Consider the following 25,465-nt stretch of genomic DNA (forward strand, 5'->3'; position numbering starts at 1 on the left):
CGTTGGTTGATGGGGCCGGCTTCAACCCTGAGGACAAGACCATGAAAACGTCGACCGCGCACCGCTCTGCCTGCTTGCGCTCTGCAGCAGTGCGGGCGGTTGTTAGAAAAAGTTGTTGGATGGGCGGCTAGCGCACCAGTCGTTCGGCCAACGCCTTGGCCTGGCTAGCCACGTCGGTAACGGCGGTACTTTCCCACCACACGCCGCGCAACGGCGGGCCCATGGCAAACAGACGACTGGCGGGGTGACCCTCGGCGTTCAGGACCGCGCCATCGACTTCCGCGGCGATGCCCAGGGCCAACGGCCCCGGCCGGATCAGGCCACGGGCGAGCAGTTGCCGGGGCAACGGTCGCGCGACCCGGCGCCAGTCGTATTCGATACCACTGGAGTTGATCAAGGCGGCACCACTGACCACACAGGTCTGCGCCTCGCCGCGCCGTCGAAGGCGAATACTCACCTCGCCATTCAGCGAGGGCTCAAGGCCCTGGTAAGAGGCTGCGTGAATACGTAACCGCCCTTCCTTATACAAGCGCTCCACCAGTTCGGCGCTCAAGGGTGGCGAGCGGTGGTGATGGCTTTCCCACCACGGCCGCACATGCCGCACGAACTGCCGACGCTGCACATCTGTCGCCTGATGCCATAAGCGACCGATATGTGCCCGCACCGTGTCCAGTGGCGCCTGCCAGTCGATGCCCCGGGCGATGGCGTCCCGGCAGTGTCGACGCAGCTCGCGCATCAACTGGCGAGGTGTGCGGATGCCCTGATCTTCAGCGAGAAAATCCACCCAGGCCGGTGGCTGGCGACGCACATGGGGCAGCAGGCCATGGCGGGAAAACACTTCGATGGGCCCGCGATGCCCGGCCTGTTCCAGGGACACCACGGCGTCGACCATGGTCAGGCCCGAGCCGATGATCATGACCGTCGATTGCGGATCGAGCCGCTGCATGGCCGCCACGTCCCACGGGTCGAGGGCCGCCGCATTCAAGCCGCTGGACCGGGTTTGTGGCGTGCGCGCGGCGGGAAACATCCCGGTGGCCAGCACCGCAAAAGCGCCCTGCACGCATCGGCCGTCGCTCAAGGTCAAGCGCACGGCGTCGGCATCGGTTTGCAAATCGACCACTTCGGCCTGCACATGCTCGACGGTCGAACCGTTCAAGGCGCCCACCGCCTGCGCTTGTGCCAGGCGCTGCCGGGCGTACAGGCCGAATACGCCCCGTGGCGGAAACAGTTCGCTGATCGGCACGTGCTGCTGATCCGATTCCGGCCAGCCGCCCGCCTCGATGTACCCGGTCAACCATTGGGTCAGGTCGTCGGCATTGTCCGGGTCGACACTCATCCGCGCCGCATTGCCGTTGAGCGTATGACCTGGCTCCACCGCGCTGTAGGCTTCACCCCGCCCCAACTCGGCCCGGGGCTCGATCACCAGCACCCGGCGTCGGCCCGGCAAACGCATCAACTGCGCCGCCAGCATGGCGCCACTGAGGCCGCCGCCGACTATCAGGATGTCGGCGTCATTGGTCAAGGTCTGGCCCATCGTGCACTCCCTGTTCAGATCACCACATTACGCACAAACTTCGCCGCCACCGCCCCGTCGTTGCGATAACAGTGCGGCTGGTTGCTGGCGAACATGAAGAATTCACCCGCCGCGATATTCTGCGCCTGGTCGCCGAGCATAACGGTCAGGCAACCTTCGAAGACATAAATCTGCTCGCTCCAGCCATCGGCATCCGGCTCTGACGGATACACCTCGCCCGGTTGCAGGCACCATTCCCACTGCTCGACTTCGCGGCTGGCGTGGGCCTTGGAAAGCAACACCGCCCTGCTGCCGAGAATCGTGCCGGTCCAGGCCAGTTCGTTGATACGGCTGGGATCGCGGGCGTCGGGGGCCTGGATCAGATCACTGAAGGCGACGTCGAGGGCTTCGGCCACACGGTCGAGGGTGGTCAGGCTGACGTTCTTTTCCCCCGCCTCGATCGCCACCAGCATTCGACGGCTGACACCGGACTTTTCCGCCAGCGCCGTCTGGCTCAAGTCGGCGGCATGACGCAAACGGCGGACATTTTGACTGACGTGCTGGAGCACCGATGCCCGTTGGGTAGAATCTTTGTGCACTATATTGCTCACTGAGTGGGGTTGGGCAGTATACTGCGCAACATTCGACGCATTGTGCGTCCCCCTCCAGTAGCGTGCAAGGTCATGACGTCGGTGAACTCCCCAAAGGCTTCCTCCCGTATTACAAGGTTCAGCAAGGCCGAATGCGTGCTGGTGCTGATCACCATGGTCTGGGGCGGTACCTTCCTGTTGGTACAGCATGCGATGACCGTCAGCGGTCCGATGTTTTTCGTCGGCCTGCGTTTTGCCGCCGCCGCGAGCATCGTCGCCCTGTTTTCCTGGCGTCATCTGCGCGACCTGACCCTGTTCGAACTCAAGGCCGGGTCGTTTATCGGCGTGGCGATCATGCTCGGCTACGGCTTGCAGACGGTCGGGTTGCAGAGCATTCCCAGCAGCCAATCGGCATTCATTACCGCGCTGTACGTCCCGTTTGTGCCGTTGCTGCAGTGGCTGGTGCTGGGGCGGCGTCCGGGGTTGATGCCGAGCATCGGCATCATGCTGGCCTTTACCGGGTTGATGCTGCTGTCCGGGCCGTCCGGTGCGTCGTTCAATTTCAGCCCCGGTGAAATCGCCACCTTGATCAGCGCCGTGGCCATTGCGGCCGAGATCATCCTGATCAGCACCTATGCCGGCCAGGTTGATGTGCGCCGGGTGACGGTGGTGCAACTGGCGGTCACTTCGGTGCTGTCGTTCCTGATGGTGGTGCCGACCAACGAGACGATTCCGGACTTCTCCTGGTTGCTGCTGTGCAGCGCGCTGGGGCTTGGGGCGGCGAGTGCGGCGATTCAGGTGGCGATGAACTGGGCACAGAAAAGCGTGTCACCGACCCGCGCCACGCTGATCTATGCCGGCGAGCCGGTATGGGCCGGGATTGTCGGGCGCATTGCCGGGGAGCGCTTGCCGGCCATTGCCCTGGTCGGGGCCGGGTTGATTGTAGCGGCGGTGATTGTCAGCGAGTTGAAGACCAAGGGTAAGGCTGCGGTGGCTGAGGAAGAGCTGGAGCAGGAAACACAGCGGTAAACCGCCGCTTCTGCATCGCCTGATAGATCGCCATCGCGGGCAAGCCCGCTCCCACAGTGTCCGCGTCGTACACAAATTATGTGAACGCCTCTGGACCTGTGGGAGCGGGCTTGCCCGCGAAGGGGTCGGTACAGGCGCCCCCTCTCTGAAACAATGTGAATCAGGACTTTTCCGTCTACGGTGTAGGATTCTGCGACAGCTTGACGTTTGGTGATCCGGGAACTGGCACGTATGATGCTTCACAAACTTCCGCAGATTAGAAGCCTATGTCCCTGATAGTTCTACTGCTTCTGCCTTTCATAGGCAGCTGTTTGGCGGCCGTGTTGCCGCACAATGCCCGTAACGCCGAATCCCTGCTGGCTGGCCTGATCGCCCTGATCGGCACCGTTCAGGTCGCCTTCCTGTACCCGCAGATCGCCGATGGCGGCGTCATTCGCGAAGAGTTTTCATGGCTGCCCAGCCTGGGCCTGGACTTCGTCCTGCGCATGGACGGTTTCGCCTGGCTGTTCTCCATGCTGGTGCTGGGCATCGGCTCCCTGGTTTCGCTGTACGCCCGCTACTACATGTCGCCGAACGATCCGGTGCCGCGATTCTTCGCGTTTTTCCTGGCCTTCATGGGCGCCATGCTCGGGCTGGTGATCTCCGGCAACCTGATCCAGATCGTGTTTTTCTGGGAGCTGACCAGCCTCTTCTCGTTCCTGTTGATCGGCTACTGGCACCATCGCGCCGATGCCCGGCGCGGTGCCTACATGGCGCTGATGGTGACCGGTGCGGGCGGTCTGTGCCTGCTGGCGGGGGTCATGCTGCTCGGCCATGTGGTCGGCAGCTATGACCTGGACAAGGTCCTGGCCGCCGGCGACCTGATTCGCGCCCATGACCTCTACCCGATCCTGTTACCCCTGATCCTGATCGGCGCACTGAGCAAAAGTGCGCAATTTCCCTTTCACTTCTGGCTGCCCCACGCCATGGCCGCGCCGACGCCCGTGTCGGCGTATTTGCACTCGGCGACCATGGTCAAGGCCGGGGTCTTCCTGCTTGCGCGGCTATGGCCTTCGCTGTCGGGCAGTGAAGAATGGTTCTACATCGTCAGTGGCGCCGGTGCCTGCACCCTGTTGCTCGGGGCGTACTGCGCGATGTTCCAGAACGACCTCAAGGGCTTGCTGGCCTACTCGACCATCAGCCACCTGGGCCTGATCACGTTGCTGCTGGGCCTGAACAGCCCGCTGGCCGCCGTCGCCGCGGTGTTCCACATCCTCAACCACGCGACGTTCAAGGCCTCGCTGTTCATGGCCGCCGGGATCATCGACCACGAAAGCGGCACCCGCGATATCCGCAAGCTCAGTGGCCTGTACAAGCTGATGCCGTTTACCGCCACCCTGGCCATGGTCGCCAGCGCCTCGATGGCCGGCGTGCCATTGCTCAACGGTTTTCTCTCCAAAGAGATGTTCTTCGCCGAAACCGTGTTCATCAATGCCACGCGCTGGGTCGAACTGAGCTTGCCGATCGTGGCAACCATTGCCGGTACCTTCAGCGTGGCTTACTCCCTGCGTTTCACTGTGGATGTGTTCTTCGGTCCGCCCGCGACCGACCTGCCTCACACCCCCCACGAGCCACCGCGCTGGATGCGCGCGCCGGTCGAGTTGCTGGTGTTCACTTGCCTGCTGGTGGGGATCTTCCCGGCCCAGGTGGTCGGCCCGCTGCTCGCGGCGGCGGCGCAACCGGTGGTCGGCGGCACGCTGCCCGAATACAGCCTGGCCATCTGGCACGGCCTGAACGCACCGATGATCATGAGCCTGATCGCCTTGTCCTGCGGCTCCGTGCTTTATCTGCTGCTGCGCAATCAATTCAAGCGCGGGCGCTTCGACCGTCCGCCCGTCATCGGGCGCCTGGACGGCAAGCACCTGTTCGAATACGCGCTGGTCGCCATCCTGCGCCTGGCCCGACGCCTGGAACCGCGGATTGGCACCAAACGCCTGCAAATGCAGTTGTTCCTGGTGGTGCTTGCCGCCGTGCTGGCCGGGTTGATTCCCATGCTGCACAGCAGCCTTCACTGGGGTGACCGGCCGAAAATCCCCGGGTCGATCGTGTTCGTCACCTTGTGGTTGCTGGCCATCGCCTGCGCCCTTGGCGCGGCCTATCAGGCCAAGTATCACCGTCTCGCGGCCCTGACCATGGTCAGCGTCTGCGGTTTGATGACCTGCGTTACCTTCGTCTGGTTTTCCGCGCCGGACCTGGCCCTGACCCAACTGGCGGTCGAAGTGGTAACCACGGTGCTGATCCTGCTGGGCCTGCGCTGGTTGCCACGACGGATCGAGGAGGTCTCGCCGTTGCCGGGCAGCCTGCGCCGGGCGCGGGTGCGGCGTATCCGTGACTTGCTGCTGTCGACCTCGGTCGGTGTCGGCATGGCGCTGCTGGCCTACGCCATGCTGACGCGCCAGACCCCCAACGACATTTCCTCGTTCTACCTGAGTCGCGCCCTGCCCGAAGGCGGCGGCAGCAACGTGGTCAACGTGATGCTGGTGGACTTCCGTGGTTTCGACACCCTCGGTGAGATCACCGTACTGGTGGCCGTGGCCCTGACTGTGTTCGCCCTGCTGCGCCGCTTCCGCCCACCGAAAGAAAGCCTGCAACTGCCGGCACAGCAACGCTTGCTCGCGCCGGATGTGGTCACCGACCTGGTCAACCCGCGTCACGCCAGCGACACCGCGCTCGGCTTCATGATGGTACCGGCGGTGCTGGTGCGCCTGCTGTTGCCGGTGGCGCTGGTGGTGTCGTTCTACCTGTTCATGCGCGGGCACAATCAACCGGGCGGCGGCTTTGTCGCCGGGCTGGTGATGTCGGTGGCGTTCATCCTGCAATACATGGTCGCCGGCACGCAGTGGGTCGAGGCGCAAATGAGCCTGCGGCCACTGCGCTGGATGGGTACCGGACTGATGATTGCCACGGCCACGGGCCTGGGTGCGATGGTCGTCGGCTATCCGTTCCTGACCACCCACACCTGGCATTTCTCGTTGCCGCTGCTGGGTGACATTCACCTGGCCAGCGCGCTGTTCTTCGACATCGGTGTGTACGGCGTGGTAGTCGGCTCGACCCTGTTGATCCTCACCGCCCTCGCCCACCAATCGGTGCGCGGCCACAAAACCGCCGCCCAACCCAGATCCGTTGCCGCCAAAGGAGCCGTCTGATGGAAGAAGTCATCGCAATCGCCATCGGCGTACTGGCCGCGTCCGGCGTCTGGCTGATCCTGCGCCCACGGACGTTCCAGGTGGTCATGGGCCTGTGCCTGCTGTCCTACGGCGTCAATCTGTTCATCTTCAGCATGGGCAGCCTGTTCATCGGCAAGGAACCGATCATCAAGGACGGCGTGCCACAGGACCTGTTGCACTACACCGACCCGCTGCCCCAGGCACTGGTGCTGACGGCGATCGTCATCAGCTTTGCCATGACCGCCTTGTTCCTGGTAGTGCTGCTGGCCTCCCGGGGCCTGACCGGCACCGACCATGTGGATGGCCGGGAGCCCAAGGAATGATGGCGATGACCCACCTGATCGTCGCGCCCATTCTGCTGCCGCTGCTGACCGCCGCGATCATGCTGATGCTCGGCGAGAAGCACCGGCCGCTCAAGGCCAGGATCAATCTGTTCTCCAGCCTGCTCGGGCTGGGCATTGCCGTGGCGTTGTTGCAATGGACACAGACCACTGGAGTGCCCGGCTCCATCGGCGTGTACCTGCCGAGCAACTGGCAAGTGCCGTTCGGCCTGGTGCTGGTGGTCGATCGCCTGTCGGCGCTGATGCTGGTGCTGACCGGCATCATCGGCGTCAGTGCCTTGCTGTTTGCCATGGCACGCTGGGACAGCGCCGGCTCGAGCTTTCACGCACTGTTCCAGATCCAGTTGATGGGCCTTTACGGCGCGTTCCTCACCGCCGACTTGTTCAACCTGTTCGTGTTCTTCGAGGTGTTGCTGGCCGCGTCCTACGGGTTGATGCTCCACGGCTCGGGCCGGGCGCGGGTGTCGTCGGGGCTGCATTACATCTCGATCAACCTGCTGGCCTCGTCGCTGTTCCTGATTGGTGCCGCGCTGATCTATGGCGTTACCGGCACGCTGAACATGGCCGACCTGGCGGTAAAAATCCCGCTGGTGTCCGAAGCCGATCGCGGCTTGCTTCACGCCGGCGCGGGGATCCTGGCCATCGCGTTTCTGGCCAAGGCCGGCATGTGGCCGCTGAACTTCTGGCTGGTGCCGGCCTATTCCTCGGCCAGCGCGCCGGTGGCGGCGATGTTCGCGATCATGACCAAGGTCGGCGTCTACACCTTGCTGCGCCTGTGGACGCTGCTGTTCTCCGCCGAGGCCGGCGCATCGGCGTTCTTTGGCGGCGACTGGCTGATCTACGGCGGCATGGCGACCATCGTCTGCGCCGCCATTGCGACCCTCGCCGCGCAACGCCTGGAGCGCATGGCCAGCCTGAGCATTCTGGTGTCGGCGGGCATTCTGTTGTCGACCATCGGTTTCGCCCAGCCGAACCTGGTCGGCGCGGCGCTGTTCTATCTGTTCAGCTCGACCCTGGCGTTGAGCGCACTGTTCCTGCTGGCAGAACTGATCGAGCGCTCGCGCTCGGCCAACGAGATCCTGCTCGAAGATGAAGCCGAACTGCTGCCCCGTCCTCTGGAATCCTTGCACCCGCCCAAAGGCACCAACCTCGACGACGACCAGAAAGCCGTGGTCGGCCAGGTGATTCCCTGGACCATGGCGTTTCTCGGCCTGAGTTTCATCGCCTGCGCCTTGCTGATCATCGGCATGCCACCGCTCTCCGGCTTTATCGGCAAACTCGGGCTGATCGGCGCCCTGCTCAATCCGCTAGGACTGGGCAACAGCGGCGACACGCCGATTTCCAACGCTGCGTGGGGTCTGTTGGTGTTGTTGATTGTGTCCGGACTGGCGTCGCTGATCGCATTCTCGCGCGTGGGCATCCAGCGTTTCTGGACGCCTGCGGAACGGCCATCGCCCCTGCTGCGACGCCTGGAATGCGTACCGATCTTCGCCCTGCTGGGCTTGAGCATTGCGCTGACCTTCAAGGCCGATCCGCTGCTGCGCTACACCCAGGCCGCCGCCGATGCCTTGTACAACCCGCAGCAATACGTGATGGCGGTGCTCGACACGCGCGTCGTACCGAACCCGTCGGCCGTAGCGGCCCCGCAGGAGGTGCAGCCATGAAGCGCCTGTTTCCGGCACCGCTGCTGTCGCTGGCCCTGTGGCTGCTGTGGCTGCTGCTGAACCTGTCGATCAGCCCCGGCAACCTGCTGCTGGGTGCCGCGCTGGGGTTCTGTGCGCCACTGATGATGCGCAGGCTGCGTCCGCTACCGGTGCGCATCCGTCGTCCCTGGGTGATCCTGCGCCTGGTCCTGCTGGTCGGGCGCGATGTACTGGTGTCCAACCTCGCCGTGGCCTGGAGCGTGCTCAATGCCGGTCGCCGCCCGCCCCGCTCGCAATTCATCAAGGTGCCGCTGGACTTGCGGGACGCCAACGGCCTGGCCGCGCTGTCGATGATCACCACGGTGGTGCCCGGTACAGTCTGGTCGGAGCTGGCGCTGGACCGCAGCATTCTGCTGCTGCACGTCTTCGACCTGGACGACGAGGCGCTGTTCATCCAGCACTTCAAGGCGACCTACGAACGTCCGTTGATGGAGATCTTCGAATGAGCCCCTTGCTGTCGAATGCGATCCTGCTGAGCCTGTTCTTCTTTTCCCTGGCGATGATCCTGACCCTCATCCGCCTGTTCAAGGGGCCGTCGGCCCAGGACCGGGTCCTGGCGCTGGACTACCTGTATATCGTCGCGATGCTGATGATGCTGGCACTGGGCATTCGCTATGCCAGCGACACCTACTTCGAGGCGGCGCTGCTGATCGCCCTGTTCGGTTTCGTCGGCTCGTTCGCCCTGGCGAAATTCCTGCTGCGTGGCGAGGTGATCGAATGAATACGCCATTGTCGTTGTGGGTGGAGATCCCGGTGGCGATCCTGCTGGTGCTCGGCAGCCTGTTTGCCTTGATCGGCGCCACGGGCCTGCTGCGCATGAAGGACTACTTCCAGCGCATGCACCCGCCGGCCCTGGCCTCGACGCTCGGCACCTGGTGCGTGGCGCTGGCGTCGATCATCTACTTTTCGGCGCTCAAGTCCGCGCCGGTATTGCACGCCTGGCTGATTCCGATCCTGCTGGCGATCACCGTCCCGGTGACCACCCTGCTGCTGGCCCGGGCGGCACTGTTTCGCAAGCGCATGGCCGGTGATGATGTGCCGGCCGAGGTGAGCAGTCGGCGGAGTGAGAGTGGTAGTTAGACCCAGGCCACCGCCAACAACCCCACCCCCAGCACCACACACAACGGCGAGTAAACCCAGGTGTCGAGCCGGGCAAACTCCGAGCCTTTGACCTCTTTGAAAAAACCCACCAGTTCCGAATCGCCAATAGCCCGGGCAAACAGCAAAATCGCAATCGCGCTGATCACCCACTGCAACGACCAGTGATGCAAGGGTGGCAGGCACCAACCCACCCGCAAGCACACCAGCACGGCAATCGACAGCAACAGCCCGGCCACCACCAGGGTGATCCAGCCTCGTGGCTTGAACGCCGGCCTCAGTTGCGCACTGCCCTCCTGCGGTACTTGCGGGACCGCCGCCACCGCCGCCCATTCGCCACCCAACGCCCAATAGACATGCACCAGACTGATCACGGCGAAGATCGTCACCAGCGACTGAGCCAACAACAGGGTCATGGTTCAGAGATCCTTGAAAGGGATATGAACAGAACAGGCTAGTCGGCTTTTCCTGAAGTGCGCGGCCGCGTGCAAGACCAAATGCTCATACCGGCGCCAGCTCACATTCCGGCGGAGACTTTATCTGCCACGTCCTTTGGCAGCCAGGCCCGCCAGACGTCCGGATGGGCCTTCATGAACGCCTCTGCCGCCTGGCGCGGCGGCGTATGTTTCTCGCTCATCTCGGCCAGAGCCTTGTTCAGCGGATCGATCGGAAATTCGACCTTGGCAAAGAACTCGGCAATCTGCGGATATTGCTTCTGGAAGGGAGTGGACACACCGATCGACAGCTTGGAGGCCAGGGAACGGGTCGGCCGTGGATTGGGGTTATCCGCGTCGGTCAAGGTCTTCCAGGCTTCGGCGTCGAACGGTGGCTCTTCGAGTTGAATCAGCTTGAAGCGGCCGAGCAACGGCGTGGGTGACCAGTAGTAAAACAGCACCGGCTTGCCACGATGAATGGACGAACTGATCTCGGCATCCAGTGCCGCGCCCGAACCGCTGCGGAAGTTCACGTAGCTGTCGTCCAGCCCATACGCCTTGAGCTTCTGCTTGTTGACCACTTCCGAGGTCCAACCGATCGGGCTGTTGAGGAAACGTCCCTTGGTCGGGGCTTCCGGGTCCTTGAACACGTCTTTGTAACGCGGCAAGTCGCTGACGCTGCGCAGGTCCGGCGCCAGCGGCTTGATGCCCTTGGCCGGATCGCCCTTGATCACATATTCCGGCACCCACCAGCCTTCGGTAGCGCCCTTGACCGTGTCGCCGAGGCTGACGACCTTGCCTTCGGCTTCCGCCTTGACCCACACCGGACTGCGACCGGCCCACTCTTCGCCAATGACCTGGATGTCATTGTTGGCCAGCGCGGTTTCCAGGGTGATGGTGGTGCCCGGCAAGGTGTCGGTCGGCAGCCCGTAGCCCTTCTCGACAATGATGCGCAGGACATCGGTGATCAGGCTGCCGCTTTCCCAGTTCAGGTCGGCGAAGTGGATCGGCGCCTGGGCGGCAGACACCGGGACGGGTGTCGCCAGCAAACCGAAGGTGGCCAGGACAGCGGCCAGCAACCGTCGAAATCCGTTCATGCTTTTGCACCTCGTGCTGTTCTCAGCAATAGCAGGATGGCCTGGCAGTAGACCGCAAAGCCTCTGAATACTCAGTCCAATGACTGTAGTAGAGGTTGCTGCTTTCGAGGTGCGTGGATCAGTTTTCGCAAGTTTCCTGCAAACGCATCAGCTCTCGTCTGACCATACTGGCGTACTCCGCCGGTTGCAGTTGGTAAAGTTGTGACGCCACCCAATTCAGCCACCCCCCCTGCAGAATGGTCTTCTGCCCGAACAACCGCCGTGCTTCGTCTTGAGCGCTGGCCAGGTTCTGTTCGTGGAAGTCGGCGCGGGTCAGGGTCATCACTCGCTGGCCTTGAAGGTCACCAACTCGCCCTTGCGCCATTTGGCCGCCTTGGCGGTCACGGCCTTGAGGGTCTTGGTCAGGCCTTCCTGCAACTGTTGATGGGCAGCGAACACCATCACCACGCTGTGCCCTTCCTTGAACACGATCCCCTGACCGTCGGCCGTGGTCACGAAGGCGTAGTCGCCAATTCCGTAAACCGTCAGCTTGATGTCGCGGAACTTGATGTCCAGCTTGCCGCCTTCGCGACTGGGCAGCACGGACGCGCTGAAATGATCGCCGACCTTGAGCTTGAGTCCGGGCTTGTCGTCCACCACCAGGGCTGATTCGGTGTCGATTTCGGCAATGTAAATGCCTTCAGCGTTCTGTTCGGTGATGTAAACGAAACGTGACTGAAACTGCTTGACCAGCTTTGCGCGCAAATCACCCAGCACGAACAGAGCATGCATATCGAGATTACTTACTGCCAAGGAAACATCCCCACATCTGAATAATGGTGCCGTGCGCGAAAAATGAACGCACAGCCAAAAAAGCGGCAATGCCGAAGGTGTAGCCAAAGAACCCGGGTTGAAGTCCTGAATGAGCAGTGCACTCATTCATCACGAAGCTTGAGAAGACTACTGGAACGTCTCTCGCGTCGTCCTGACTGGTGTTCGTCACAGGCTGAAGGAAAACACCCTTCCTGCTGCCAGAAAATTATGGACTATCAACTTCAGGGAAAAATCTCATCAAGAAAAAAACTTTTCCTACATATCGTCCGCAAAAAATTGCTTTAGATAAACATCATTCACCCACCAGTGAGGGTGATTCTAGAGCAGCGATGCTCTTGGCGACTAGCCAAAACGACGTACATACGTCGGTAAAACAATGAAAAGGACTTCATATGTGCACGCTGACACACTTTGCCTATCCCTTGCTGCCTGACTCGGAAACAGCTCCGGCCCTACGCCCGACACGGCCCTGCCTACATGAACCAGCTCCCGATGCCCCGACCCGCCCGCGATTTCAGGTGGTGATGGCAGGCATTGCCTTCTTTCACATCAAGGATATTTCTACAGGCTGTGTAAGAGGTTTCCGAGCCAATCATAACGAAGCCTGTGCCCTCGCCCGGTTTCTTGAATCACACGGTTGACATGCCCACCGCGCTCGCTTCTATCGACGTTTCGTCTGCCCGCCGACTTATCTCAGCCGTCGACGGGCAACTACTGCCATACTGCCCGCCCAATAAAACGGATCCGCAGAAATCGGGTTGCGTTGACAACAACAATGTTTTTCCAAGGGAAGTCTGCAACGTGACGGAATTTGATATCGGCGAGTTTTTTATCCGGGGTGAAGCCAGAGAAGTCGAAGGTGAATTCCAGGCCGTGATTGTCATGCGCGCCAAACCACCGCTCAAGACCGTGACCTATCACCAGGTCGAAAAGGATCGCTGGTTCAAAACCCCGGATGTCGCCGCCATCGCGGCACAGGAATCGGCCAGGGAACTCAAGGCCGCGGTCGATGCGGGTGCATTGAAAGCCTGATTGTCGGGTTGGCGGTGAGCGAAGACGCAGACCGGGCGCGGGTGGTCGACGACCTGAACCTGCGTATGCACCAGACCCGTTGACAACCTTAATGCAGGCTGCCAGACCTTTCGGCGCTCAATTGCGCCAGCCAGGCAGCCTTGCACTCCTCCGCTTCGTCGCGACTGGAAAACGCCGTGCCCCGGCGCTCGCCATTGAGCAACACCACCCAGCAAACCTTGCGTCCCATGGAGCGCAGATTGGCAGGTACTCCGCTGCCGATCATGACCGCGACATCAACTTTGCCTTGCATGCTGACCTCCCGAATTTCATTAGCAACCTAATTAGTAGGTATGTTAATTAGTTTTCCGGCGAGGAAACAGCAAAACCCTGCACAGGTTAATTGCAGAATTTGTAACAATCGTCCGACAGCCCGGGTTTTCTAGCGCGGCCTTTCCGGTTTGTAACCCAGGCGCAAACCACCCCAATGCCGGCCCTTGAGCATGATCGGCACCGAAAGATCGTGCATCAACTCGCCGGTATCACGGGTATAGGTTTGCAGCAGTACGGCCTTCTGATGGCTGCCACAGCGGATCCCGGTGCGGTCAGCGAACTTGCGTTTGGTCCGGTTCTGCAAGGCATCGACCTGCGCATCTCCCGTCAACGGCTGGCTGAACACCTTGTTATGGGTCGGCACATAACCTTGTTGGGTGCAGGCGATGGCGAACACCAATCCTTCGTGACGCGGTAACAACGCTTCCTGGATCGCTGGCAAAACCTGATCGGTGTAGCGGTCGAAACGCGTCTGGTACTTGGCCGGACTGGTATCGGGGATGACCTGATAATTGCGGTCGAACAGATCGTCGAAACTGATTCGACCGGCATCGATATCCGCCTCGAAACGCGCGGCAATCTGGCTCGCGGCATCCAGGGCCAGGTCATAGATCCGCTGGTGATAGTCATCCAGCCCCACTTCGGCAAGACGCTCGCTGATGGTTTCGGCCTGTCCCTCCATTTGCACCGCCGCATGGGCCAGGCGCTGAGTCTGCTGGTCGCTGACCACCAGATCGCTGCGCATCTGTTCGATGGCGTGAAACAGACTGTCGAGTTGTACACGGTTGGTGTCTGCCCCTTGGGCGATTTCTCCGACCTGGGACTCGACGCTGGCCGCCAGTCGGGCAATGTTCTCCAGGTGCTGGCCCGTGCGCTCGACCTGCTCGACACCGGAGTCAAGGTCGCTGGACAGTTGACGGATCTGCTCCACCACCTGCGCCGTGCGATGCTGGATGTCGGCCACCATTTCGCCCACCTCCCCCGTGGCGGTCGCCGTGCGTGCGGCGAGCCCGCGAACCTCGTCGGCCACCACGGCAAACCCGCGACCGTGCTCCCCTGCCCGCGCCGCTTCTATCGCGGCGTTCAACGCCAGCAGGTTGGTCTGGCTGGCGATGGATTGAATCACCAGGGTCACCCGCTGGATATCATCACTGCGCAGGCTCAAGGCTTCGATCAGTTCACGGCTGTTGCTGGCGCGCTGGCTGAGCTGATGCATGCGCGCAATGGACTCGATCAATTCCGTACGCCCGGCCACTCCGCTTTGATGAGCTTCGCTGGCGGCACTGAGCGCCTGGCGACTGAGCGTCGAGGTGGCCTGTTCGGTGGTGATCATGACCTCGGCATTGCTGACGATCTGTGCCGCCGCCGTGAGCTGCGATTGCAGTTTGTCCGCCAGTTGCCGAACCGAAAACGCCACACCGGCGGCCGACAGTGCGTTATGACTGGTGGTGTAGGAAAGATCGCGAGTCAACTCGCCGATGGCACCGGAGTTGTCGGGGGAAGCAGCCTCCGGGGTCGCGCGCGAGCGCAGGCGAGGCAGCCAGACAATCAATACGGTCAGGGGCAGGCCAAGGTAGAGCGACCATCCGCCTAGCGTCATGCCACTTAACAACAGCATCAAGGCGATGCTTTGCAGCGTTGGCGTCAGCCAGCGGTTTTTCGGCAACAGCACTGGAGCGGGCACTGCCGCAACCAGAGACCCGTCTCTTGTCATCATCGTCACCCCGTAAAGCTTCTAATTGTTGTCTTCGCATTAAACGCCACCATAAAGCCATTATCCATGAGCCTTTAGTCGCGAACGTTGCAGCAGATCAATAGAAGAACCGGGAAATCGAAGACGGCAGAAAACAAAGATCGCAGCCTGCGGCAGCGCCCTACTTCAATTGCGTAGGAGCTGCCGCAGGCTGCGATCTTTTCAAAGGCAGTCCATCTTGATGGACTGCCTCGCGGAATCAGGCCTGACGCTGGTGCTTGTCGATTTGCTCGTGGCGTTCCTGAGCTTCGATGCAGTACTTGGTGGTCGGGCTGATCAGCAGGCGCTTGAGGCCAATCGGCTCGCCGCTGTCGTCGCACCAGCCGAAGCTGTCTTCCTTGATGCGCTCAAGGGCTTGTTCCAACTGAGGCAGCATGCGCTGGTCGCGATCGATCGCGTTCACCAGCCAGGTGCGCTCTTCTTCAACCGAAGCCGCGTCTGCCGGATCGGCCGGGGTGTCCAGGCTTTCGATGGCAATGCGGTTCTGCTCGATGCGCTCATGGGTTTCGACTTTCATGTTCTGCAACAGCCCGGAGAAAAAAGCATGTTGCTCGGCATTCATGTAGTCATCCGCCGGCATGGCCAGCAACTTGTCCTTTGTCATTGATATCTCTATAAAAAAACGTGCATTAAGGCGAATAAGGGAGCGTTCCGGCAGACCTGGGCAGGCCATCGGAAAGGCGCCGTTTGTTCCAAGCGCCACCCGGCACTCAATTTACGAGGGGCGGCAGTCTACGGCCGACTCGAGGCCTCAGCAACTGAAAAGACTGCGAATTTGTCCGACAAAGCCCTGAAAATGCTCTAAGGCAGGCTTTGAGGCGGTAATCGGAGTGCGTTTATAGCAAGAAATTCAATCGAGCGGCTGTATATAGAAGACAAACGGCCGGCACCGGGCATTATTCACGGTCATTTGCAGGGCCGCGAACCTCAGCTAAGGTTGTCCCTCCCGAAATGGCCATATAAAGGAAAGGACCATGAAGCTGATCGGTATGCTGGACTCGCCCTATGTCAGGCGCACCGCCATTTCTGCCAAATGCCTGGGAATCGCCCTGGAACACCGATCGGTCTCGGTGTTCCGCCACTTCGAACAATTCCAGCAGATCAACCCGGTGGTCAAGGCGCCCACCCTGGTGCTGGATGACGGTGAGGTGTTGATGGACTCGACGCTGATCATCGACTACCTGGAAACCCTGGCCGAAAACAGCCTGATGCCCGTCGAACCGAGCCTGCGTCTGCGCGCGCTACGCCTGATCGGCCTGGCCCTGGCCGCCAGCGAAAAGTCCGTGCAGCTTTACTACGAGCGCAACCTGCGGCCCGAGGAGATTCAATTCGAACCTTGGGTGCAGCGGGTCGAAGGACAGCTGAAGGCAGCCTATTCGGCGCTGGAGCGGGAGCTGGAAAAACAGCCACTGAAGACTGACGGTTCGCTTGAGCAGGACGGCATCACAGTGGCGGTGGCCTGGAGCTTCACCAATCTGGTGGTACCGGACCAGGTGAGTGCGGCGCAGTTTCCGCGGATCGCTGCATTCACGGCGTATGCCGAGGGGCTTGAGGTGTTTGTCAGTACGCCGATTGACTGACGGATTCGTTTTGCCTGATCTGGCCCCATCGCGAGCAGGCTCGCTCCCACAGTAATTTTCGTCGTACGCGGACTATGTGTTCGACATCAACCCATTGTGGGAGCGAGCCTGCTCGCGATGACGGCAGATCAGTCGACACATGCATTGTTTATTTGCGCTTATAGCTTTTGTTGCCACTGGGTGTCAGGCAATAAACGCCGCCTCTGGGCCCGGTACAAAACGAACCGGTGCCACAGGAGCAGCCCTGCGTGTCCTGGATAAACGCTTGTGGACTCGCCTGGGTCTGACCACCGAACATTGCCGAGCAACTTTTCTTCGAACCACTGATGGAGCCGTCATTACACAGGAACAGATCGCCGTCGCATCGATCGATTCCACCTTTCTTCCCGGAACAGGGTGTATTGCCAGCCCAGGCAGGCGAACTGAAAACACTGAACAGCAGCAGACAAATCGGCATCCAGCCACAGCGGATCGAGTTGCGCACAATGCAGCACCCCCATTGAAATTATGGCCCAATGATATCAACGTTGCGAACTGCGACCCCAGCTAGATGAAAGTTAATTTATTAAGTCGCGGGCAATTCTTGGCAAAATGCTCGCAACTTCGTAATGAACTGCTTATCAGGCCAGCCCTATGACCCGCATCTTGACCATCGAAGACGACGCCGTGACCGCCCGGGAGATTGTCGCCGAACTGAGCAGCCACGGCCTCGACGTCGACTGGGTCGACAATGGCCGCGAAGGGCTGGAGCGTGCGGTCAGCGGCAACTACGACCTGATCACCCTCGACCGCATGTTGCCCGAGCTTGATGGCCTGGCGATCGTCACCACGCTGCGGACCATGGGCGTGGCCACGCCGATCCTGATGATCAGCGCCCTGTCCGACGTCGATGAGCGCGTGCGCGGCCTGCGCGCGGGCGGCGACGACTACCTGACCAAACCCTTCGCCACCGATGAAATGGCTGCCCGGGTCGAAGTCCTGCTGCGCCGGCAGAACACCGTGACGGCCCAGGCCACCACGCTGCGGGTAGCGGATCTGGAACTGAACCTGATCAGCCACGAAGCCAGCCGCGACGGCCAACTGCTGACGCTGTTGCCCACCGAGTACAAACTGCTGGAATTCCTGATGCGCAATACCGGGCAAATCCTCTCGCGGATGATGATTTTCGAAGAGGTCTGGGGTTACCACTTCGACCCCGGCACCAACCTGATCGACGTACACATCGGCCGTCTGCGCAAGAAGATTGACCCGCCTGGCAATGCCCCACTGATTCGGACCGTGCGAGGCTCGGGTTATGTCATTGCCGAACCCGTCTAAAGGCTGGCGCTCCTCCAGCAGCCGTCTGCTGGCGCTCTACAGTTCGCTGTTCGTGATCTGGAGCGGGATCCTCATGGGGGTCATGTACTACGAGGTTTCCGCTTACCTGGACAACCTGGCCAAGCATTCGCTGATGCAACGCCAGCACCTGTTTTCGCGTTTCTCCGACGAGCAACTGGTGGACGCCCTCGCCGTCAGCATGACCTTCGACATCCGCGGCATCGACGCCTACGGCCTGTTCGATGCCCAACACCGTTACCTCAGCGGCGCCCTGCGCTACATTCCGGACGGCTTGCCGCTCGATGGCAAGATCCACATGCTGCGCGATTGCGATGCCTCTGACGACAACGACGAACAGACGCTGCCCACCGACAGCTGCGATGCCGTGGCAACCCGCACCCTCGATGGCCGCTGGCTGGTGCTGGTGCGCGACAACGGTTCGTTGTTCGCCGTGACCCGGATCATCCTTCACGCCTTGTTCTGGGGGATGACCCTGACCATCGTGCCGGGCATCGTCGGCTGGTATTTGCTGCGCCGGCGCCCATTGCGGCGCATTCGCGGGATTCAGGCCAGTGCCGAAGCCATCGTCGCTGGCGACCTGAGCCGGCGCTTGCCACTGTCCAATCGGCGTGACGAACTGGACATGCTCGCCGCCATCGTCAACGCCATGCTCGAACGCATCGAGCGCTTGATGAACGAGGTCAAGGGCGTGTGCGACAACATCGCCCATGACCTGCGCACACCCCTGACCCGCCTGCGCGCGCAGCTTTACCGCATGCAGCAGCAAGCCGGCGAAGGCTCGCAGCAGGCCATGCAACTGGACCTGGTGCTGGCCGAGGCCGATACGCTGATGGCGCGCTTCCGTGGCTTGCTGCGAATTTCCGAACTGGAAGACCGCCAGCGCCGCTCCGGCTTTGTGCAACTGGACCCGGTGCCGTTGTTGCAAGAACTGCATGAGTTCTACCTGCCCCTGGCGGAAGACGACGGCCTGGTGTTCCAACTGCACCTGCCCGCGTCATTGCCGCCCCTCCATGGCGACCGGGCACTGATGTTCGAAGCGGTGGCGAACCTGCTCAGCAACTCGATCAAATTCACCCCGCCCGGCGGCGCGGTGATCCTGCGTGGGGTCAACGACGGCGGGCACACGCGAATCGAAGTGCTCGACTCCGGCCCGGGCATTCCCGAAGCGGAACGTGAAGCGGTGTTCCAGCGCTTCTATCGCGCCGAGGCGGGCAATCACAAAAGCGGTTTCGGGCTGGGGCTGTCCATCGTCGCGGCGATTGTCAGCCTGCACGGGTTTACCCTGGAAGTGGGCAACAGCGAACTGGGTGGCGCGCGGCTGGTGCTTGATTGTCGGGAGAGTTTGATACCGCAGGCCTGATACAAATCCGCCTGATTGGACACAGTACTTGTGGGAGCGAGCTTGCTCGCGATGGCGGTGTATCAGGTAAAAATGTATCGCCTGACACTCCACTATCGCGAGCAGGCTCACTCCCACAGGGGATTGGTGGTGTTTTCCGCTGGGAGCTTGCAAAAAGCTACCGTGAAAAAATAAACGGCATTAGGTATGGCAGCGATAGATTAAAACTCAAGAAAACCAGAGATGAGATTTTCAACAGTCATTTCTATATTGATTACAGCTATCGTTAAACCTACAGCATCCACGAAGTTTGAAAATTTACTGTTTTCGCCATAAACCGAACGACCTGAGCCAAGTGGGTATGATCCACTGATCAACGATACCGATCCGGCAAAACACTGGTCGCACTGGAAAATTGCACAGCACATGGCGGCGCCACTATCGGGGCATTGAGCGACTGCAGGACCACCGGCTCGGACTCGCGCAAATACACCGGCATGTCGGTCACCGGTGGCATGGCCGGAATCTCGAAGTACATCTGCACCACCCAGCCACGGTGATAGCTGGCGTGGTTGACCACGTGCATCAGCATCGCGCCGGCGCTCATGGTGCCGCTTTCGCCCGAGACAAAGGTGAATTCCAGGGGCTTGTCCAGGGAGGCGTCGGTCTGCCGGGCGCTCCAGTCGCAGTACCAGCGATCGATGGCTTTTTGCGCCATGCGCAGTTCGGACAGGTCGGCATGCAGCAGGTCGTGTGAGGTCTTGAAGCCATGCCCCCGGCCTTCGAGGTGCGCCTGCCAGATGCAATCGACCACGTACACGTGATTGAGGGTGCCGATCATGTTTTTGAACACCGACACCCGTTCTTTCTTGACTTCGCCCGGTGGGAGCGCCGCGAGGCTGTCAAAGAGGCGCTGATTGGCCCAGCGTTTGTAATCGGCCAGCAGGCAGGCAGTGCGTACGGTGATCATCAGAGTTCTCCGATGGCGGTAAGCGCACCCACTAGCATAGACCCGATGGCCGCACAGCAGTGCCAGCCCTGATCATCGGTCGTCCAGGCGTTTCACCACGAGTTCGGCGAGTGCCAGGCAACTGGTCAGCCCCGGTGATTCGATGCCGAACAGATTCACCAGCCCCGGCACCCCATGTTCGGCGCGAGCGCTGATGAGAAAGTCGGCAGCCGGTTCAGTCGGCCCGCTGATTTTCGGGCGAATGCCGCTGTAGGCCGGTTGCAGGCTGTTGTCCGGCAACCCCGGCCAATAGCGGCGGATCGCCTGATAGAAGCCCTCGGCGCGGCGGGGTTCGACGCGGTAATCGATGTGCTCGACCCATTCGACATCCGGCCCGAAGCGCGCCTGCCCGCCGAGATCCAGGGTCATGTGCACACCCAGTCCGGCGCTCTCCGGGGCCGGATACACCAGGTGGCGAAACGGCGCCCGGCCACTGAAACTGAAATAACTGCCCTTGCACAGATGTGCCCGGGGAATGAATTGCCCCGGCAGACCGACGATGCTGCTCGCTACCTCGGGAGCGGACAGCCCTGCGCAGTTGATCAATTCGCGGCAGCACAGCGTCATGGGTTGACTGCCGCCCATGTGCAGTTCGAAACCCTGTTCGATGCAACGGGCCGACAGCAGCGGCGTGTGCAAGGCCAGCGTGGCACCAAACCTCTGGGCATCGCCCTGGAGCGCCAGCATCAGTCCGTGGGAGTCGATAATGCCGGTAGACGGCGACCACAGCGCCGCGACGCAGGACAACGCCGGTTCAAGCTCCCGGGCCTGCGGGCCATCCAGCCATTGCAGGTCATCGACACCATTGACACGCCCCTGCTGCAACAGACGCTGCAAAGCCGAGCGCTGCTGCTCATCGGTGGCCACGATCAGCTTGCCCACTCGCCGGTAATCGACACCGTACTCATCGCAATAGGTATAGAGACGCTGCTTGCCTTCCACACACAGCCGCGCCTTGAGGCTGCCGCCGGGGTAATAGATGCCGGCGTGAATCACTTCCGAGTTACGCGAGCTGATGCCCGTGCCGATACCCCCATCGGCTTCGACCACCAGCACTTCCCGCCCGCTCATGGCCAGGGTCCTGGCCACCGCCAACCCGACCACGCCGGCCCCGATCACCACGCTTTGAATATCGACGTTCAACGACCTTGCCTCCCTCTCACCCCGTTCCTCGCTAATGCAAGGGAACTCTCGGCGACCGCCACGCATCCTAAACTATGTGGTACTTCCCTTATGCTTCATGCTGTCGGAGGACACCGTCATGCGCCGGATGTTTATCATTTCTTCCCTGGTACTTTGTTTACCCTTCGGCTCGGCTCTGGCCAAAGTGGATGCGGGTGACGTCGCCACTTCCGCCGGGGTTTCCGCCTCGCTGTACTCGACGTTCAAAGACGACAAACTCATGATTCCCGCCCGGGATGACGCATCCAGCTTCGTCGCCAGCGGCGGTGCGATTCGTGGTGCTTACCTGGAGTCGGTGTTGAAAAAGATCCGTCAGGACAATCCCGCCCTCAACAACGCAAGCGACGAAGATCTGGCCCGCGCCATTCTCGTCCAGGAAGGCGTTGCCACCGATCACTGAAGATCGTCATTGCCAGCGGTGGGGCTTGTGACACCGGGATAGCGTTTCCAGCCCTACCTGGCGTGCGTGCCAGTGGACAAGCGTGCCCACCCGGCCACGAGTTGCGCGTTGATACTCACCCCACCGCACACCACGATCACCACGTCATTGGCGTCGGCAATCGCCGGGTGGTCCAGGTAGGCAATCGCCAATGAAACCCCGCACGCCGGCTCGACCAGCTGACGCAAATCATTGGCGTAACGCACCACGCCCATGATCGCCTCATCATCACTGAGCACCACGCACTCATGGGAGAAATCGCCGATGTGCCTGACCGGCCAGGCGGCCACTTGCGCGGCGCCCAGGGACGTGGCGACGGTGTCGATTTTCGCCAGTTTGACCGGGTGCCCGGCCGCCATCGCCGCGGCAAAAGACGCCGCGCCTTCGGTTTCGCAGGCTACGATGCGGCAATCGGTGTGCCGATGACGAATCAGGCCAGTGAGCAGCCCCGCCAGCAAGCCACCGCCGCCCACCGATGTCACCAGCACATCCACTGGCGGGCAGTCTTCAAGGATTTCATCGACCATGGTGCTGTGCCCTTCCCACAACACCGGGTGGTCAAAGGCCGGCACAAATTCACAGCGTGGGTCCTGGGCGAGTTCCCGTGCCCGTTGATTGGCTTCGTCCCAGACCTTGCCGTGGACGATCACCTCGGCGCCGGTATTGCTGATCCGCGCCCGGGTGCTTTGCGGGGTGGTGTGCGGCACCACGATGCATGCCTTGAGCCCCAGGCATGCAGCGGCCATGGCCGTAGCCAGTCCCGCGTTACCGCCGGAGGGACAGACCACCTTGCGCTTGCCCTGCTGCGCCGCCCGGCTGCACAGCAACCCGATGCCGCGTATTTTGAACGAGCCGCCAGGTTGCAGGTTTTCCAGTTTCAGCCAGATTCGGCGGGTCGGGGTCGAGAGGCCAGGGTGCAGGATCAAAGGCGTGCGGATGTGAAGCATACAGGCTCCTGTTTCACGCCACCGGCTTGTCGAACAGGTCAACGAGCCCGCGGTGAACGGTCCTCTCATGCAAGTTTAGTTCACCCGGTCTAGGGGCGACCGTCCCGGCGGTCCGGCGCAGGTTGCGATCTCTTACCCATGGAAACTCGACGGCCAAAGAACGATCAAAAGATCGCAGCCTACGACAACTCCTACGTAAGTCTATTCGTGGAGGCACCATGAAAATCTCGGCCAAACTGGCGTTTTTCGCCGTCGTCGGCACCCTCGCCTACCTCGCCCTGGCGATCTGGGGACTGGGTGGTTTCGCAGCTTATTTGAGCCACGGTTCACTGGTCGTCGTTGCCCTGGCCACCCTGATCATGGCTGTCGCCTCTCTGTTCACCGAGGTCAACCTGAGTTCGGGGGAACGCGAAGACCGGGCCAATCGCTGGGTCATCCCGGCCTTCGGCGTGATCGGGTTGCTGAGCGGTTTTCTGCCGGCCTATACCGACCGCATCGATTTCTGGACCTTTGGCGGTGAAGGCGTGCGCTGGCTCGGCGCACTGTTGTTCATCCTGGGCGGCGCGCTGCGGTTGTGGCCGGTGTTTGTGCTGGGCAAGCGCTTCAGCGGGCTGGTGGCCATTCAGCCAGGGCATCGACTGGTCACCGACGGAATTTACCGCAACCTGCGCAACCCCAGTTACCTGGGGATGATGGTCATCGGCATGGGTTGGGCACTGGCCTTTCGTTCGGGGGTCGGGCTGATATTGGTGGCGCTGACGCTGATCCCGCTGATCGCGCGCATTCACTCGGAAGAAGCCTTGTTGAAGGCGCAGTTCGGCAGCGAGTACGAAGCCTATTGCGCCCGCAGCTGGCGGCTGATCCCCGGGCTTTACTGAAGAAACGCAGGCCCCTGTGGGAGCGAGCCTGCTCGCGATGGCGGTGTGTCAGCCAACATTAATAGCCACTGACATGACGCCTTCGCGAGCAGGCTCGCTCCTACATTAGATTTTGTGCAGGCCAAGGAGCCCATCGGCGTGCACGCGAACACCCATAAGCTCATAGTCGGCCAACGTCGCATGAGGCGTCTCAATAGGCTGCTCATGGGTCGCCGTGACAATCATCAAGTTCGCCCCCGCCGCCTCGGCCGCCAGAATCCCCACCGTGGCATCTTCAAAAACCAGGCACTGCCCTGGCTCGACACCCAGGCGCCGGGCCGCGAGGCGGTAACCCGCGGGGTCCGGTTTGCCGGCAGTCACATCCTCTGCGGTGATCATGACGCCAGGCTCGGGAATCCCCGCCGCCACCATCCGCCGCAACGCCAGTTCCCGCGGGGCGGAAGTGACGATGGCCCATTGGCTGGCTGGCAAGGACCGCAAGAATTTCGCCGCGCCAGCCACTTCCAGTACCCCCTCGACGTCGACGATTTCCGCTTCGGTAATCCACGCGGCTTCGGCCTCGGCATTCACCCCGGGCAAGCCCAGGCGCCTGATGGTATCGATGGCGCGGGCGCCGTGAATGGTCGGCAGGAAGCTGTCGACATCGACGCCATGGCGCACCGCCCAGGTTGTCCAGACCCGCTCGGCGGCGGCAATGGACGTCAGGACGGTGCCGTCCATGTCGAACAGAAAGGCACGGTAGGTCGAGTTGAAAACAGAGTGATCGGACAAGGAAAGGAGCCTCGCAGGTGCCGGACGGATTTGCCCGGCAATGTAGCATCTGCGCGCAGGTCAGTTGAGTCGTTTGGACTTGAAGGTCTGGCCCACGCAATCGAGCAGCCCGCCAATCATCCAGGGTTTCTTGATGAACGAGACCTCGTGCCGCACGCCTGCGCTTTCAGGAGTTTCGAAGCCAGACATGATCATGATCGGCTTGTCCGGCCAGCGATCGCCGAACTGGTTGGCCAGGTCCGCGCCGTTGAGCGTGCCGGGCATGGTGATATCTGTCAGCAGCATGTGCACCTGCGGAGCATGCTGGTCCAGATAGATCGCTGCCGCGTCCGCACTGATTTGCGGCTCGACGACAAAACCCTCCTCCTGAAGAATCTCACAGAGAAACTCCAGGATCAGCGGGTCGTCCTCAACCACCAGAATCAACCCGCCAGAAAGATCCCCACCCGCCGTCGGTACTCGACTCATGACCGTGCCGCTCCCTGATTGCCTCATTGATTTCGCGGGTACTAATCCGCCACCTAAAAGGTATGAGCAGCGGACTCGACGGAAATTCATTTTTGTTGCAGCCAGGTGACCGGCTTCAAGCGTCCTGATCAATCTTGCGCATCAGGCGGCACACTATCCCTGAAGCCCTGCGGAAAAAACCTGTGGCGAGTGGGCTTGCCCCCGTTCGGCTGCGAAGCAGTCGTAAACCCGGAACATCCAATTGAATGCTGGAAATGCCGGGGCCGCTTCGCGACCCAACGGGGGCAAGCCCCCTCGCCACAGGGCTCCCACATGTACCGCGGTGGTTGGACTTACTGCGACATTTCGCTTTTTTTCATAGCATCCTTGGACATTTCGTCTTTTTTCATCCCGTCCTTGGACATGGCGTCCTTGGACATCGAATCGGTCTTCTTCATCGCGTCTTTTTTCATTGCATCCTTGGACATCGCATCCTTGGACATCGAATCCTTGCTCATGCTGTCATTACTCATCGTGTCAGCTGCGAACACAGAGGCAGCACCAACGGCCAGGCACATGGACAGAACAACAGTGGTCAACTTTTTCATGATGAA

At 61.3% G+C, this 25,465-nt stretch carries 31 protein-coding genes; 15 read left to right on the forward strand and 16 right to left on the reverse strand.

Annotated features, from left to right (window positions below; translation table 11 throughout):
- Positions 1–127 precede the first annotated feature (127 nt).
- Both AC3IX1_RS17360 and AC3IX1_RS17365 read right to left on the reverse strand, forming a co-directional pair.
- Positions 128–1,534 (reverse strand): FAD/NAD(P)-binding protein, encoded by a 1,407-nt coding sequence (locus AC3IX1_RS17360; RefSeq protein ID WP_489385124.1) that lies wholly within the window; start codon positions 1,532–1,534, stop codon positions 128–130.
- 14 nt (positions 1,535–1,548) lie between these two features.
- Positions 1,549–2,112, reverse strand: a complete 564-nt coding sequence (locus AC3IX1_RS17365) for a helix-turn-helix domain-containing protein (protein WP_489385125.1) — start codon at positions 2,110–2,112, stop codon at positions 1,549–1,551.
- Positions 2,113–2,196: 84 nt separating this feature from the next.
- Here AC3IX1_RS17365 and AC3IX1_RS17370 point away from each other — a divergent pair, with 84 nt between their 5' ends.
- The 7 genes from AC3IX1_RS17370 (at position 2,197) to AC3IX1_RS17400 (ending at position 9,462) form a co-directional block, all read left to right on the forward strand.
- Complete coding sequence (locus AC3IX1_RS17370; RefSeq protein WP_489385126.1) at positions 2,197–3,132, forward strand: DMT family transporter; 936 nt, start codon at positions 2,197–2,199, stop codon at positions 3,130–3,132.
- Between the two features lie 266 nt (positions 3,133–3,398).
- Positions 3,399–6,317, forward strand: coding sequence for a monovalent cation/H+ antiporter subunit A (locus tag AC3IX1_RS17375; protein WP_489385127.1), 2,919 nt, complete (start codon positions 3,399–3,401; stop codon positions 6,315–6,317).
- Positions 6,317–6,661, forward strand: coding sequence for a Na+/H+ antiporter subunit C (locus AC3IX1_RS17380; RefSeq protein ID WP_007986256.1), 345 nt, complete (start codon positions 6,317–6,319; stop codon positions 6,659–6,661). Before AC3IX1_RS17375 ends, AC3IX1_RS17380 begins: the two co-directional genes overlap by 1 nt.
- The gene (locus tag AC3IX1_RS17385) at positions 6,658–8,343 is read left to right on the forward strand and encodes a monovalent cation/H+ antiporter subunit D (RefSeq protein WP_489385128.1); all 1,686 of its coding nucleotides are present in this window, start codon (positions 6,658–6,660) and stop codon (positions 8,341–8,343) included. Before AC3IX1_RS17380 ends, AC3IX1_RS17385 begins: the two co-directional genes overlap by 4 nt.
- Positions 8,340–8,828 carry a Na+/H+ antiporter subunit E gene (locus AC3IX1_RS17390; protein ID WP_095945850.1) on the forward strand — a complete coding sequence of 163 codons (489 nt, stop codon included), beginning with the start codon at positions 8,340–8,342 and terminating at the stop codon, positions 8,826–8,828. Before AC3IX1_RS17385 ends, AC3IX1_RS17390 begins: the two co-directional genes overlap by 4 nt.
- Positions 8,825–9,103, forward strand: a complete 279-nt coding sequence (locus AC3IX1_RS17395) for a K+/H+ antiporter subunit F (RefSeq protein WP_007986253.1) — start codon at positions 8,825–8,827, stop codon at positions 9,101–9,103. Before AC3IX1_RS17390 ends, AC3IX1_RS17395 begins: the two co-directional genes overlap by 4 nt.
- Positions 9,100–9,462, forward strand: coding sequence for a Na+/H+ antiporter subunit G (locus AC3IX1_RS17400; protein WP_150756604.1), 363 nt, complete (start codon positions 9,100–9,102; stop codon positions 9,460–9,462). The genes AC3IX1_RS17395 and AC3IX1_RS17400 overlap by 4 nt, the downstream gene beginning before the upstream one ends.
- Here AC3IX1_RS17400 and AC3IX1_RS17405 read toward each other — a convergent pair.
- The 4 genes from AC3IX1_RS17405 to AC3IX1_RS17420 all read right to left on the reverse strand — a co-directional run bounded on the left by AC3IX1_RS17405 (position 9,459) and on the right by AC3IX1_RS17420 (position 11,803).
- On the reverse strand, positions 9,459–9,896 hold the full coding sequence (locus tag AC3IX1_RS17405; protein ID WP_489385129.1) for a DUF3995 domain-containing protein: 438 nt from the start codon (positions 9,894–9,896) through the stop codon (positions 9,459–9,461). The two genes, AC3IX1_RS17400 and AC3IX1_RS17405, sit on opposite strands and share 4 nt — an antisense overlap.
- 101 nt (positions 9,897–9,997) lie before the next feature.
- The gene (locus AC3IX1_RS17410) at positions 9,998–11,011 is read right to left on the reverse strand and encodes a glycine betaine ABC transporter substrate-binding protein (protein WP_489385130.1); all 1,014 of its coding nucleotides are present in this window, start codon (positions 11,009–11,011) and stop codon (positions 9,998–10,000) included.
- Between the two features lie 118 nt (positions 11,012–11,129).
- Positions 11,130–11,333: a hypothetical protein gene (locus tag AC3IX1_RS17415; protein ID WP_489385131.1), complete on the reverse strand. Its 204-nt coding sequence runs from the start codon at positions 11,331–11,333 to the stop codon at positions 11,130–11,132.
- Positions 11,333–11,803, reverse strand: a complete 471-nt coding sequence (locus tag AC3IX1_RS17420; RefSeq protein ID WP_007986246.1) for a hypothetical protein — start codon at positions 11,801–11,803, stop codon at positions 11,333–11,335. The genes AC3IX1_RS17415 and AC3IX1_RS17420 overlap by 1 nt, the downstream gene beginning before the upstream one ends.
- 413 nt (positions 11,804–12,216) lie before the next feature.
- On the opposite strand from AC3IX1_RS17420, the gene AC3IX1_RS17425 reads away from it, so the two are divergent.
- On the forward strand, positions 12,217–12,465 hold the full coding sequence (locus AC3IX1_RS17425) for a hypothetical protein (RefSeq protein WP_489385132.1): 249 nt from the start codon (positions 12,217–12,219) through the stop codon (positions 12,463–12,465).
- Positions 12,466–12,625: 160 nt separating this feature from the next.
- A complete protein-coding gene (locus tag AC3IX1_RS17430; protein WP_007973761.1) occupies positions 12,626–12,856 on the forward strand; it encodes a hypothetical protein in 231 nt (76 codons plus the stop codon).
- Between the two features lie 88 nt (positions 12,857–12,944).
- Here AC3IX1_RS17430 and AC3IX1_RS17435 read toward each other — a convergent pair whose 3' ends face one another.
- The 3 genes from AC3IX1_RS17435 to AC3IX1_RS17445 all read right to left on the reverse strand — a co-directional run bounded on the left by AC3IX1_RS17435 (position 12,945) and on the right by AC3IX1_RS17445 (position 15,525).
- Positions 12,945–13,148, reverse strand: a complete 204-nt coding sequence (locus AC3IX1_RS17435) for a hypothetical protein (protein WP_489385133.1) — start codon at positions 13,146–13,148, stop codon at positions 12,945–12,947.
- Between the two features lie 129 nt (positions 13,149–13,277).
- Positions 13,278–14,885: a methyl-accepting chemotaxis protein gene (locus AC3IX1_RS17440; protein WP_489385134.1), complete on the reverse strand. Its 1,608-nt coding sequence runs from the start codon at positions 14,883–14,885 to the stop codon at positions 13,278–13,280.
- Between the two features lie 235 nt (positions 14,886–15,120).
- Positions 15,121–15,525 carry a TraR/DksA family transcriptional regulator gene (locus AC3IX1_RS17445; protein ID WP_489385135.1) on the reverse strand — a complete coding sequence of 135 codons (405 nt, stop codon included), beginning with the start codon at positions 15,523–15,525 and terminating at the stop codon, positions 15,121–15,123.
- 370 nt (positions 15,526–15,895) lie between these two features.
- On the opposite strand from AC3IX1_RS17445, the gene AC3IX1_RS17450 reads away from it, so the two are divergent.
- Positions 15,896–16,501 carry a glutathione S-transferase gene (locus AC3IX1_RS17450; protein WP_489385136.1) on the forward strand — a complete coding sequence of 202 codons (606 nt, stop codon included), beginning with the start codon at positions 15,896–15,898 and terminating at the stop codon, positions 16,499–16,501.
- Between the two features lie 148 nt (positions 16,502–16,649).
- Here the strand turns inward: AC3IX1_RS17450 and AC3IX1_RS17455 are convergent, their stop codons facing one another.
- The gene (locus AC3IX1_RS17455) at positions 16,650–16,958 is read right to left on the reverse strand and encodes a YdcA family protein (protein ID WP_489388756.1); all 309 of its coding nucleotides are present in this window, start codon (positions 16,956–16,958) and stop codon (positions 16,650–16,652) included.
- 176 nt (positions 16,959–17,134) lie between these two features.
- Here AC3IX1_RS17455 and AC3IX1_RS17460 point away from each other — a divergent pair, with 176 nt between their 5' ends.
- The 3 genes from AC3IX1_RS17460 to AC3IX1_RS17470 are packed head-to-tail and all read left to right on the forward strand — an operon-like array spanning position 17,135 to position 19,468.
- The gene (locus AC3IX1_RS17460; RefSeq protein WP_090456447.1) at positions 17,135–17,818 is read left to right on the forward strand and encodes a response regulator transcription factor; all 684 of its coding nucleotides are present in this window, start codon (positions 17,135–17,137) and stop codon (positions 17,816–17,818) included.
- Positions 17,796–19,199 (forward strand): sensor histidine kinase, encoded by a 1,404-nt coding sequence (locus AC3IX1_RS17465; RefSeq protein WP_489385137.1) that lies wholly within the window; start codon positions 17,796–17,798, stop codon positions 19,197–19,199. Before AC3IX1_RS17460 ends, AC3IX1_RS17465 begins: the two co-directional genes overlap by 23 nt.
- A complete protein-coding gene (locus AC3IX1_RS17470; RefSeq protein ID WP_489385138.1) occupies positions 19,169–19,468 on the forward strand; it encodes a hypothetical protein in 300 nt (99 codons plus the stop codon). The genes AC3IX1_RS17465 and AC3IX1_RS17470 overlap by 31 nt, the downstream gene beginning before the upstream one ends.
- An 83-nt stretch (positions 19,469–19,551) precedes the next feature.
- Here the strand turns inward: AC3IX1_RS17470 and AC3IX1_RS17475 are convergent, their stop codons facing one another.
- Both AC3IX1_RS17475 and AC3IX1_RS17480 read right to left on the reverse strand, forming a co-directional pair.
- Entirely contained in the window at positions 19,552–20,148 is a 597-nt protein-coding gene (locus AC3IX1_RS17475; RefSeq protein WP_489385139.1) for a DinB family protein, read from the reverse strand.
- 72 nt (positions 20,149–20,220) lie between these two features.
- Positions 20,221–21,330, reverse strand: coding sequence for an NAD(P)/FAD-dependent oxidoreductase (locus AC3IX1_RS17480; RefSeq protein WP_489385140.1), 1,110 nt, complete (start codon positions 21,328–21,330; stop codon positions 20,221–20,223).
- 118 nt (positions 21,331–21,448) lie between these two features.
- Here AC3IX1_RS17480 and AC3IX1_RS17485 point away from each other — a divergent pair, with 118 nt between their 5' ends.
- Positions 21,449–21,769, forward strand: a complete 321-nt coding sequence (locus tag AC3IX1_RS17485) for a DUF2388 domain-containing protein (RefSeq protein WP_477777995.1) — start codon at positions 21,449–21,451, stop codon at positions 21,767–21,769.
- Positions 21,770–21,822: 53 nt separating this feature from the next.
- Here the strand turns inward: AC3IX1_RS17485 and AC3IX1_RS17490 are convergent, their stop codons facing one another.
- Entirely contained in the window at positions 21,823–22,755 is a 933-nt protein-coding gene (locus AC3IX1_RS17490; protein ID WP_489385141.1) for a pyridoxal-phosphate dependent enzyme, read from the reverse strand.
- Between the two features lie 218 nt (positions 22,756–22,973).
- Between AC3IX1_RS17490 and AC3IX1_RS17495 the strand changes: the two genes are divergently transcribed.
- Positions 22,974–23,633, forward strand: a complete 660-nt coding sequence (locus tag AC3IX1_RS17495; RefSeq protein WP_489385142.1) for a methyltransferase family protein — start codon at positions 22,974–22,976, stop codon at positions 23,631–23,633.
- A gap of 105 nt (positions 23,634–23,738) precedes the next feature.
- Here the strand turns inward: AC3IX1_RS17495 and AC3IX1_RS17500 are convergent, their stop codons facing one another.
- The 3 genes from AC3IX1_RS17500 to AC3IX1_RS17510 form a co-directional block, all read right to left on the reverse strand.
- Complete coding sequence (locus tag AC3IX1_RS17500) at positions 23,739–24,404, reverse strand: HAD-IA family hydrolase (protein ID WP_489385143.1); 666 nt, start codon at positions 24,402–24,404, stop codon at positions 23,739–23,741.
- Positions 24,405–24,464: 60 nt separating this feature from the next.
- Complete coding sequence (locus AC3IX1_RS17505) at positions 24,465–24,872, reverse strand: response regulator (RefSeq protein WP_489385144.1); 408 nt, start codon at positions 24,870–24,872, stop codon at positions 24,465–24,467.
- Positions 24,873–25,204: 332 nt separating this feature from the next.
- Positions 25,205–25,459 carry a pentapeptide MXKDX repeat protein gene (locus AC3IX1_RS17510; RefSeq protein ID WP_489385145.1) on the reverse strand — a complete coding sequence of 85 codons (255 nt, stop codon included), beginning with the start codon at positions 25,457–25,459 and terminating at the stop codon, positions 25,205–25,207.
- Positions 25,460–25,465: the final 6 nt, after the last annotated feature.

The organism is Pseudomonas sp. KH_046_2, assembly GCF_057838985.1.

Excerpts from the sequence above, each read along its gene's own strand:
- AC3IX1_RS17360 (WP_489385124.1), bottom strand. The coding sequence starts at position 1,534 with ATGGGCCAGACCTTGACCAATGACGCCGACATCCTGATAGTCGGCGGC.
- AC3IX1_RS17370 (WP_489385126.1), top strand. The coding sequence starts at position 2,197 with ATGACGTCGGTGAACTCCCCAAAGGCTTCCTCCCGTATTACAAGGTTC.
- AC3IX1_RS17375 (WP_489385127.1), top strand. The coding sequence starts at position 3,399 with ATGTCCCTGATAGTTCTACTGCTTCTGCCTTTCATAGGCAGCTGTTTG.
- AC3IX1_RS17380 (WP_007986256.1), top strand. The coding sequence starts at position 6,317 with ATGGAAGAAGTCATCGCAATCGCCATCGGCGTACTGGCCGCGTCCGGC.
- AC3IX1_RS17385 (WP_489385128.1), top strand. The coding sequence starts at position 6,658 with ATGATGGCGATGACCCACCTGATCGTCGCGCCCATTCTGCTGCCGCTG.
- AC3IX1_RS17390 (WP_095945850.1), top strand. The coding sequence starts at position 8,340 with ATGAAGCGCCTGTTTCCGGCACCGCTGCTGTCGCTGGCCCTGTGGCTG.
- AC3IX1_RS17395 (WP_007986253.1), top strand. The coding sequence starts at position 8,825 with ATGAGCCCCTTGCTGTCGAATGCGATCCTGCTGAGCCTGTTCTTCTTT.
- AC3IX1_RS17400 (WP_150756604.1), top strand. The coding sequence starts at position 9,100 with ATGAATACGCCATTGTCGTTGTGGGTGGAGATCCCGGTGGCGATCCTG.
- AC3IX1_RS17405 (WP_489385129.1), bottom strand. The coding sequence starts at position 9,896 with ATGACCCTGTTGTTGGCTCAGTCGCTGGTGACGATCTTCGCCGTGATC.
- AC3IX1_RS17410 (WP_489385130.1), bottom strand. The coding sequence starts at position 11,011 with ATGAACGGATTTCGACGGTTGCTGGCCGCTGTCCTGGCCACCTTCGGT.
- AC3IX1_RS17415 (WP_489385131.1), bottom strand. The coding sequence starts at position 11,333 with ATGACCCTGACCCGCGCCGACTTCCACGAACAGAACCTGGCCAGCGCT.
- AC3IX1_RS17425 (WP_489385132.1), top strand. The coding sequence starts at position 12,217 with ATGTGCACGCTGACACACTTTGCCTATCCCTTGCTGCCTGACTCGGAA.
- AC3IX1_RS17435 (WP_489385133.1), bottom strand. The coding sequence starts at position 13,148 with ATGCAAGGCAAAGTTGATGTCGCGGTCATGATCGGCAGCGGAGTACCT.
- AC3IX1_RS17440 (WP_489385134.1), bottom strand. The coding sequence starts at position 14,885 with ATGATGACAAGAGACGGGTCTCTGGTTGCGGCAGTGCCCGCTCCAGTG.
- AC3IX1_RS17445 (WP_489385135.1), bottom strand. The coding sequence starts at position 15,525 with ATGACAAAGGACAAGTTGCTGGCCATGCCGGCGGATGACTACATGAAT.
- AC3IX1_RS17450 (WP_489385136.1), top strand. The coding sequence starts at position 15,896 with ATGAAGCTGATCGGTATGCTGGACTCGCCCTATGTCAGGCGCACCGCC.
- AC3IX1_RS17455 (WP_489388756.1), bottom strand. The coding sequence starts at position 16,958 with ATGCCGATTTGTCTGCTGCTGTTCAGTGTTTTCAGTTCGCCTGCCTGG.
- AC3IX1_RS17460 (WP_090456447.1), top strand. The coding sequence starts at position 17,135 with ATGACCCGCATCTTGACCATCGAAGACGACGCCGTGACCGCCCGGGAG.
- AC3IX1_RS17465 (WP_489385137.1), top strand. The coding sequence starts at position 17,796 with ATGTCATTGCCGAACCCGTCTAAAGGCTGGCGCTCCTCCAGCAGCCGT.
- AC3IX1_RS17475 (WP_489385139.1), bottom strand. The coding sequence starts at position 20,148 with ATGATCACCGTACGCACTGCCTGCCTGCTGGCCGATTACAAACGCTGG.
- AC3IX1_RS17485 (WP_477777995.1), top strand. The coding sequence starts at position 21,449 with ATGCGCCGGATGTTTATCATTTCTTCCCTGGTACTTTGTTTACCCTTC.
- AC3IX1_RS17490 (WP_489385141.1), bottom strand. The coding sequence starts at position 22,755 with ATGCTTCACATCCGCACGCCTTTGATCCTGCACCCTGGCCTCTCGACC.
- AC3IX1_RS17495 (WP_489385142.1), top strand. The coding sequence starts at position 22,974 with ATGAAAATCTCGGCCAAACTGGCGTTTTTCGCCGTCGTCGGCACCCTC.
- AC3IX1_RS17505 (WP_489385144.1), bottom strand. The coding sequence starts at position 24,872 with ATGAGTCGAGTACCGACGGCGGGTGGGGATCTTTCTGGCGGGTTGATT.
- AC3IX1_RS17510 (WP_489385145.1), bottom strand. The coding sequence starts at position 25,459 with ATGAAAAAGTTGACCACTGTTGTTCTGTCCATGTGCCTGGCCGTTGGT.